Below are 7,843 nucleotides of genomic sequence, written 5' to 3' on the forward strand. Positions count from 1 at the left end.
ATGGAAACAATAAAAATAGTTATAAAACCATTAACACCGTTTTATACACCGCTACAGAGCGACACACTTTTTGGAGAATTCTGCTGGCATTACAGATTTTTATACGGAAAAGAAAAACTTGAGAACCTAATTAACAACTACGATGTAGAACCTTTTATAGTTTTTTCCAGCGGATTTCCCGAAGATTATTTACCCTTCCCTGTTATTCCTTTCAGAAATTTACCAATAGTAGAGAAGAGAGACATTGAGACATACAAAGTTCTCAAGAAGTTCAAAAAACAAGCCTTTATAGAAAAGAAGCTCTTGAGAGAACTGATAGAATCAAAAGTAGAAATAACTGCTGAAGTTCTTTTTGAAAATTTTCTTAAAGAATCAAATAAAAAAGAAACTGCACCGATTTACAGAAAAGCCAAACAGATGCACGTTACAATTGACCGAAGGTTCGGAAGCCACCTTGAAGGCCATCTGTTTGACAAAGAATACCTATTTTTCAACAAAGATTCAAATATAGAAATCTACTGCAAGTTCAACCCAAAACGGATAACTTCGAAAGAAATAGAACAAACATTTCATTTTATGGGCTTGAACGGATTAGGAGGAGAAAAAACGACCGGTAAAGGAAAATTCGAAATCATTTCTATCAAAGAATCGGATCTTCCAGAAACAACAAATCCAAACAGTTTTATATCTCTTTCAATCGGAATGGCTAAGGAAGACGAGATAGAAGACTACTATGCAAGATTTTTCACCAAGTTTCCAAAACATGGACCTGAAGTCTGTCCTGAGGGAATAAACATATTCAAAAATCCTGTAATACTTACAAAAGAGGGTTCAGTATTTAAATACAAAGCAAAAAAAGATATTTACGGAACAATCTATAAAATTTCTCAAGATGAAAGTTTTATCCACTGCGCAAAAATATTTCCGCTGTTTGTGAGGTTAGGATGAAAAGCTATAAATTAAGGCTTACAGTAGAAACTCCTGTTCACATAGGAACTGGTGAAAGTTATTATGACCTTGAATACACAGTTAAGGGAGGAAGATTTTACATAATTGATAAGGATAAATTTTTTAATCGTCTTGAAAAGCTCGGGAAAATTGACTTATTTACAAAATTAGCTGCAAAGGGAGATATATCATCTATTATTGCAATTAGAAAACTTGTTCACGATAGCTTTAAAAAAGAAGATAGTTTATCTAACTTTGAAATTGATAAAAGTGCATTACCAGAAATTGAGAAAAAAATGTTTAATTTTACAAATATAGAAAGACATAAAAGTGGAGAGATAAGAAAGATTTTGAATCAGATGAAGATAAGTAAAACCTACAAAAATCCACTATCTTTAGAACCTGTAATTCCCGGAAGCAGTATAAAAGGTGCAATTCGAACAGCAATTATAAGGTGGTTACTTTCAAAAGATGAAAAAACTATAGAATCAATAGCAAAAAAACCTGTAGAGAAGAGGAATATTGGTCTTATCTCTGTTTTAAGAAAATTCCAAAAAGACATAACGCCAGATACAGTAAAAGACTTACTGAGATTTATAAAGGTATCCGATTTTTCACCGGTTAATAGCACAATAAAAATAGGTAAAGCTAAAATGGTGCATAGAAAAAATAGAAAAAAAAGGGAAACAGGGCTTCCAGCCTACCTTGAATATGTATCGGAAAAGAGCATATTTGAAGGAACAATAACAATAGATTGTGAAATGGCAGAATCTATATTTGGAAAGGAAAAAAATTTTAAACAAGAACTGCTCAGCATACAGAACATAATGAAAGTTTTAAGAATCCGTTACGGCACTCATACCTACTACTATGGTGAGAAAAAGTATTTTGGCAATTTCATAAATTGGAAGTTAAGACCAAAGAAACACGACATGGAAGCACCTATTAAAATAGGTTTTCACTCAGGCTCCCTTGCTGTAACAACCGGCATACCTGAAATTACAAGAATTCCTAACAAAGGTGGAAAAAGTAAAGACAAACCCCTTCCACCGCTTACTCTTTGGACAATAAATAAAAAACCAATGGGCTGGTGTTATTTAGAGGTGGTTGAATAATGCCGGGAAAGATCAGGATTATATTTGAAGCCGATAACCCGATTCCTGTATCGGACCTTTCTCCCGACAGGATTCACGGATTGTTTTTCTCAATACTTGATAACGAAACCGCAGAAAAACTTCACCTTATAAAGGGTTTAAAACCTTTTACACTATGCTGTCCTGTATATTTTAGAAGCAAAAAGGAAAAAGTAAAAAGATTTTTTGTAGAGATAACTTTTCTTGAAGACTGGTTATTATCAAAAACAACAACAGCTGTTATTTTAAATTCAAGAAATAGAGATTACTACTTGAACAGTTACAAAATAAGGCTTTTTAGAACATTCAAAATAGATTCGGACGACATAATAAGCTATGAAAGTATAAAAGAAAAAGCGAACAGCAACACAAAAGACATCATACTGGATTTCATAACGCCAACGACTTTTAAAAGAGGTAAATATGATTACCCGCTTCCTGAACCTTCTCTCATATACAAAAGCATCCTAAAAAAATGGAATCGATTTTCCGGGGAAAGATTGCCGTCAAAGGAAATCCTTGAAAAAGTCAGAAAAGACATACAGATTGCCGGATGCTGGATAAAAACGACAAAACTTGAAATGGCATCGCTCAAGAAAATAACCGGATTCAAGGGACGGATTGTCCTTTACAACTCATCTAAAGATGCAGAATTCAACAGAATAGTTAATCAGTTAACCCTGTTTGTTCCCTTTTGCGGTGTAGGAAGAAAAACAACCATGGGATTTGGAAAAATTAGAACATTTTTTAATCTCCAGGAAGGTTAACATGGTTGAAGTTTTAGCAAGTTTTCTGGGAACAAGCAACTATAGAGAAGCAACCTATCTTCTTTACGATGAAAAAGTGAGAACAAAATATATTCAGTCGGCTCTGCTTCAAATTCTCAACACTAAAAATTGGAAAAAGAAAGAAAGAGAAAAAATTTTCAGAATTTTTCTGACACCTACGGCAAAGGAAAAGAACTGGTCATCTCTTAAATCCGAAATTGAGAAACTGCCCATTGATATAAAATTGGAGCCGATTTTTATAGATAAAGACATAATCAGTTCCGAAACGCAAATATGGCAATTATTTGAAAAATTAGCTTCATCTTTCAATGAGAATGAATCGGTAACTTTTGATATTACCCACGGTTTTAGATTTTATCCTATGATGTTGATGGTTATGCTGAGCTATTTAAAGTTAACGAAGAATATAAAAGTAGCCGGAATATTTTATGGTGCCTGGGAAGCAAGACAGAAAATAGATGATGAGGAAGTAACTCCCATACTTGAACTAACTGACTTAGACAAGATTTTCGATTGGATAATAGGAACTCAAAACTTTGTCAAGTATGGTATATCTGAAACACTTACAGAGCTACTGGAAAACGAGAGTAGAAACATCCTCAAAGAAACTCAAGGAAAAGATAAAAATGCTGAACAGCTTAAAAAGTTCTCTGTAAACTTAAAAATTTTCACAAAATCTATTAGAACATGTAGGGGAAAAGAAATTATCTCCGGATTTTCTAAAAACAAATTCTCCTGTGAAGATAAAGCCCAATTAAAAGAACCAGAAAAGCTTAATTACGAAATTCTCAAAAATTTAACAGATGAATTTGAAATAAAAAATGGGAAATATTCAAAGCTACTAAAAAACCTCTTAAAGGAAATTCAAATCTCCGTCAAAAATTTTTCTACAGGCAGAATAGAAAATCTTCTAAGTGCAGCAAAATGGTGTTACTCCCACGACTTAATTCAGCAGGGATATACATTTTTAAGGGAATACATAACAACCTGTATAGTAAAGAAAGAATTTGGAATAGAAAAAATATTCTGCTTTAAGCAAAGAGAAGAAGCCGATAAAAAAATCATATTATCAGAGGAATGGGAAAATTTACTGTTAGACATAGCAAAATATCGCAACGATATTAATCACTGCGGAATGAGAGAAGAAACCCATTCAACTAAAGTCCTAAAAGAACAACTTGGCCGACTGATAAAAAAAGTGCAAACTGAAAAGATGGATAAATAGCAATTTACGGTCAAAGCAATTAGCAAGGGAAGCTATGGGATTCTGGGATTTATTTAAAAACATAACCGAGGAAGAAAAACTAAACGACCTTATAGGATTGTCAAAACATCTAATAGAAAGAGAAGAAGAAGCATTTATCAAAAGAAAATTACAGCAAAATGAAGATAACTCTTCAAAAAAGAAAGTTAATAATAGAAAAAACAAAACTACAATTTCTTACAAGTGTGGATTCCCATACGGAATAAACAACGGAGAAACGCCAATCAGAATAAATTTTAACTCCTTTGAATGGAATTTCGGCGATAGCAGCACCGATATTTTTCTAACAGAAGATGACGACTTTATTGATGCTTTAATGGGAATTCTCAATTATTACTACTTTCTCCTATTCGATTACAATTGTTTCAGCAGTCATTCTTTTGATAACACTTTTAACAATTTTGAAGATGATTTTTAATCTTTCAATCAAAAAAGAGAACAGTAAGAAGCCATCAATTTAGGGCATCATTCTTCCATCGTCATTCTGAGGCTGCAGAGCAGCCGAAGAATCTAATCCTTCAGGGTTCACCTTCCAGACAGAGATCCTTCGCTTCGCCCAGGATGACAAACAACCCTCTCATTTATCAGGGCATTTCAATAAATGAAAAATATAAACATAGAAGTTTTAGAAGAAATTTGGTCGCAATCCCTCTCATTTATCAGGGCATTTCAATAATTGAAAAAAATTATATAGGGGAAATTTATTTTTCCAACCAGAGTCGCAATCCCTCTCATTTATCAGGGCATTTCAATTTTTGTCCCGCTTTGGTTAAACATCAAAGCGGCACCCAAAGGTCGCAATCCCTCTCATTTATCAGGGCATTTCAATAGCGCAGAATTTAACTTCCTATTTCTCAAAGCCCTCAAAACTTAAAAATTTCATGATAATCTTGTATTCATTATACCACAATGGGGCTGAGCATACAACTTTTTCCATATTCTATTTCCAAAGATCTCTAAAAGAAATAATCCTTTAGTATCGTATTGTCATAGTTACCTATTCTAATTATACTCTCAATACTTCTTGCGTCAATCGGATACAGATAAAATTTATCCGTGTTTTGTCTTAAATATTTTTTTACTCTCTTTATCATCTCTTTTTTTTCTGAAGGGGAAAGTTCAAGTTCAAACACACTTAACTGAGTTCTTATTCCATAAGAATATAGAATTCTCATTAATTTCATGCGTCTCATAGCAGAGAGCCTTATCTCTTTTGGTGTATTGTCCTTTATGCATATATCGTAAACTGCCAGGTATTTGATTATCCTTGTTTTTTCCATCACAGCACTGTGCTCTCATTAAGTTCTTTAACAACACCGAATTTCTCAACTTTATCAATTACGTAATGGGAAATCGGAAATATAAAAACCCTATCCGTATCATGGTCAATAATATCAGAAATTTCTTTTTCTATTCTTTTTACGCCAGATAGTGAAGTTTCTATCTCAAAACAGCTAAATTGAACCCTCGATCCGTAAGAAGAAAGTAATCTTGAAACTTTATTTCTTCTTTTAGTATCCGATATATCATAAACAACAACATACTTCATTTTTTAAGCTCCTCTTTAAGATATTTGAGAAAGTTATTAACCTGAGAAAAGTATAAATCATTCCTGTTATGAATAACTACATCAGTGTAATACTTTAAGAAAATCTTTAAAGGTTTACTTCTCAGATAGGTGCCTCTTTTCTCTTTTACAAAATCATTCTCTTCAAAAAATCCATCATTTAAAGCTTTAAAAACAAGTGCTGTTAGATACGGTCTAACGATCTCAAGAAGATCAGAACAGAGGGCTGCATGTCTTCCTCTTTTAATATGGAAAAACCCGAAATACGGATCTAATCCGGCTGAAATCACAACGGAATGTAAAACAGAATAGAAAATAGTATATGAAAGGCTTAAAAGCGCATTAACAGGGTCTTCGGGAGGATAATAAATTCTTCTCTCAAAGTAAAAAGGACTTTCATTGAAAGAAGCGAGTTTTGAAAAGAGGAATCTGCTCATGTTTCCGTCAATACCCAGCATTGATTGATTCTCAGAAGCCGACAGGATAGATGCTTCTATATTTTCTTTCCACTCCATTACCGGAGACATGCTCATTTTTGACGGAACGTAAAGTCCCGAAAGCACATTCACTATGTTGTTTAATTTCTGTAGCAGTAAGTTTTTAGTTAATTGAACTTTGAATTTTTCACTACTGAATTTGGCATATTGATAAAGCCGAAACTTATTGTCGCTTCCTAAAAATTCCGGATATACTACACTTATTAACTTTCCAAACTTGTTCATAATGAACAGAAATTTACCTTTTGTTGAAAGAAGCCGAATAACAGGAACAGTAACGTTGACATAACCCATTATAAAAACATGGCTTATAGCTCCAAGGGGAACTCTTGATCTTTTTTCACCGATGTCAATCACAAGCTGGTTGCCGTCTTTAGAAACCTTTGCGCCTTTGGAAGTTACAAAAAGAAACCCTTTCATCAGTGCCAATCTCCTGAGATTAAATCTTTTACCGTTAAAATCTGCAAATCCATAAGATTTGCCCTTTTAGTTAGAAACTTTAAAGAATTGTATGCAGACCAGACTTCTTTATACCTTTTTCCTTCTTCAGAGTTTAGAAACTTTTGCCAATCCAAATCCTTAAGATTAAATGGTTTTTTAGGAATGGAAGGAAATTCTTTCCTGGAAGGCTTCTTTGCGTTTGAAACTACAGGTGCTATACATAAGTAGCCTTTTCCGAAATCTCCGCCTATCCTTTTGGTAAGTTCATGAAGTTCATAAAGATGTTTAGAGAAAACATTTATGTTTTTTCCTGTCTTGCAAGAAAACAGATGGAGTCTGTTATTCTTTACAGCGATAACATCAATTTCATTTACCACGTCAGAATCGTACCAGTTTATTACAACACCGATGTGAACGTCATAAAAACCTTTCTCTATAAGTTTGAGAAAAACAAACTCTTCAAACCATTTACCTCTTAAATAACTGTCGTCAAAAACAAAGTATTTACCGCCGTGAGGTTTAATAAGTGAATATCTTGCGGCAAGAGAGTAAAATTCCAACGGTAACACATTTTTTGACAAAATTTGATTTTGAATCTTATTAACGACTGGAATAATCTTTTTATAGTTAAAAGCTATGTAATAAGTTAAAGGTTTCCTTTCAACAATTTTATCTATTTCCTGGATTTCTGATCTGATTTTAAATCCATACATAGCAGAATGAATTTCAACATCGAGCAGGTCATTTTTTATCTCTGCAATAACCTCGCCGTCTAAAGAGAGAAGCTTTCCCCCGGGCGTGTAATAAATAACTCTATCTTTTCCGGCAATGTCAAACAGCACCATAGCGGTATATTTTGTTCCACAATTGAGAAGGTAAAGTACATCATCGGAAATGTCAGAAACCGAAGAAACGATGGATTCCCTGTTGTAAGGCTCTATGGTCTTAATCTCAACTTCTATTCCAGAGTAGGTTAAAACATTTTTTAAAAATTTTTCAAACTTCCTGACTTTCGGTGTTGAAAGGAGAATAACCTTTTCCGGTTTTAAGGTTAAAGCTGTTACAACTATGGGAAACGTTTGGGTTGAAACAGGAGAAACTAAAATCAATCGTCCCTCACAAATCTATGGTTGTGTCAATAATTTTGTGTAAACCATTAGGAGTACCTCCTGGAGAACATATCCTGAAGTTCTTCCTTAGCCTCA

At 33.6% G+C, this 7,843-nt stretch carries 9 protein-coding genes; 5 read left to right on the top strand and 4 right to left on the bottom strand.

The window, feature by feature from the left end:
• The 5 genes from csm4 to BLW93_RS05600 are packed head-to-tail and all read left to right on the top strand — an operon-like array spanning position 1 to position 4,551.
• Complete coding sequence (csm4, locus tag BLW93_RS05580; protein ID WP_076713111.1) at positions 1-948, top strand: type III-A CRISPR-associated RAMP protein Csm4; 948 nt, start codon at positions 1-3, stop codon at positions 946-948.
• Complete coding sequence (gene csm5 / locus BLW93_RS05585) at positions 945-2,063, top strand: type III-A CRISPR-associated RAMP protein Csm5 (RefSeq protein ID WP_076713112.1); 1,119 nt, start codon at positions 945-947, stop codon at positions 2,061-2,063. The genes csm4 and csm5 overlap by 4 nt, the downstream gene beginning before the upstream one ends.
• Positions 2,063-2,848 carry a CRISPR system precrRNA processing endoribonuclease RAMP protein Cas6 gene (gene cas6 / locus BLW93_RS05590; RefSeq protein WP_076713113.1) on the top strand — a complete coding sequence of 262 codons (786 nt, stop codon included), beginning with the start codon at positions 2,063-2,065 and terminating at the stop codon, positions 2,846-2,848. The genes csm5 and cas6 overlap by 1 nt, the downstream gene beginning before the upstream one ends.
• Before the next feature lies 1 nt (position 2,849).
• Positions 2,850-4,094: a TIGR02221 family CRISPR-associated protein gene (csx2, locus tag BLW93_RS05595; RefSeq protein ID WP_076713114.1), complete on the top strand. Its 1,245-nt coding sequence runs from the start codon at positions 2,850-2,852 to the stop codon at positions 4,092-4,094.
• 34 nt (positions 4,095-4,128) lie between these two features.
• A complete protein-coding gene (locus BLW93_RS05600; RefSeq protein ID WP_076713115.1) occupies positions 4,129-4,551 on the top strand; it encodes a hypothetical protein in 423 nt (140 codons plus the stop codon).
• 538 nt (positions 4,552-5,089) lie between these two features.
• Here BLW93_RS05600 and cas2 (BLW93_RS05605) read toward each other — a convergent pair.
• Genes cas2 (BLW93_RS05605) through BLW93_RS05620 form a run of 4 tightly spaced genes read right to left on the bottom strand, consistent with a single transcriptional unit; the run spans position 5,090 to position 7,747 of the window.
• Positions 5,090-5,413 carry a CRISPR-associated endonuclease Cas2 gene (cas2, locus tag BLW93_RS05605; protein ID WP_076713116.1) on the bottom strand — a complete coding sequence of 108 codons (324 nt, stop codon included), beginning with the start codon at positions 5,411-5,413 and terminating at the stop codon, positions 5,090-5,092.
• Positions 5,413-5,682 carry a CRISPR-associated endonuclease Cas2 gene (gene cas2, locus BLW93_RS05610; RefSeq protein ID WP_076713117.1) on the bottom strand — a complete coding sequence of 90 codons (270 nt, stop codon included), beginning with the start codon at positions 5,680-5,682 and terminating at the stop codon, positions 5,413-5,415. Before cas2 (BLW93_RS05610) ends, cas2 (BLW93_RS05605) begins: the two co-directional genes overlap by 1 nt.
• Positions 5,679-6,617: a CRISPR-associated endonuclease Cas1 gene (gene cas1, locus BLW93_RS05615; RefSeq protein ID WP_076713118.1), complete on the bottom strand. Its 939-nt coding sequence runs from the start codon at positions 6,615-6,617 to the stop codon at positions 5,679-5,681. Before cas1 ends, cas2 (BLW93_RS05610) begins: the two co-directional genes overlap by 4 nt.
• Positions 6,617-7,747 (bottom strand): Card1-like endonuclease domain-containing protein, encoded by a 1,131-nt coding sequence (locus BLW93_RS05620; RefSeq protein WP_076713119.1) that lies wholly within the window; start codon positions 7,745-7,747, stop codon positions 6,617-6,619. Before BLW93_RS05620 ends, cas1 begins: the two co-directional genes overlap by 1 nt.
• Positions 7,748-7,843 lie beyond the last annotated feature (96 nt).

Source organism: Desulfurobacterium indicum (assembly GCF_001968985.1).
Lineage (GTDB): Bacteria > Aquificota > Aquificia > Desulfurobacteriales > Desulfurobacteriaceae > Desulfurobacterium_A > Desulfurobacterium_A indicum.

Bases quoted from the DNA above. Each gene is read 5' to 3' on its own strand.
- csm4 (WP_076713111.1), top strand. From the start codon at position 1: ATGGAAACAATAAAAATAGTTATAAAACCATTAACACCGTTTTATACA.
- cas2 (WP_076713117.1), bottom strand. From the start codon at position 5,682: ATGAAGTATGTTGTTGTTTATGATATATCGGATACTAAAAGAAGAAAT.
- cas1 (WP_076713118.1), bottom strand. From the start codon at position 6,617: ATGAAAGGGTTTCTTTTTGTAACTTCCAAAGGCGCAAAGGTTTCTAAA.
- cas2 (WP_076713116.1), bottom strand. From the start codon at position 5,413: ATGGAAAAAACAAGGATAATCAAATACCTGGCAGTTTACGATATATGC.
- BLW93_RS05600 (WP_076713115.1), top strand. From the start codon at position 4,129: ATGGGATTCTGGGATTTATTTAAAAACATAACCGAGGAAGAAAAACTA.
- csm5 (WP_076713112.1), top strand. From the start codon at position 945: ATGAAAAGCTATAAATTAAGGCTTACAGTAGAAACTCCTGTTCACATA.
- csx2 (WP_076713114.1), top strand. From the start codon at position 2,850: ATGGTTGAAGTTTTAGCAAGTTTTCTGGGAACAAGCAACTATAGAGAA.
- cas6 (WP_076713113.1), top strand. From the start codon at position 2,063: ATGCCGGGAAAGATCAGGATTATATTTGAAGCCGATAACCCGATTCCT.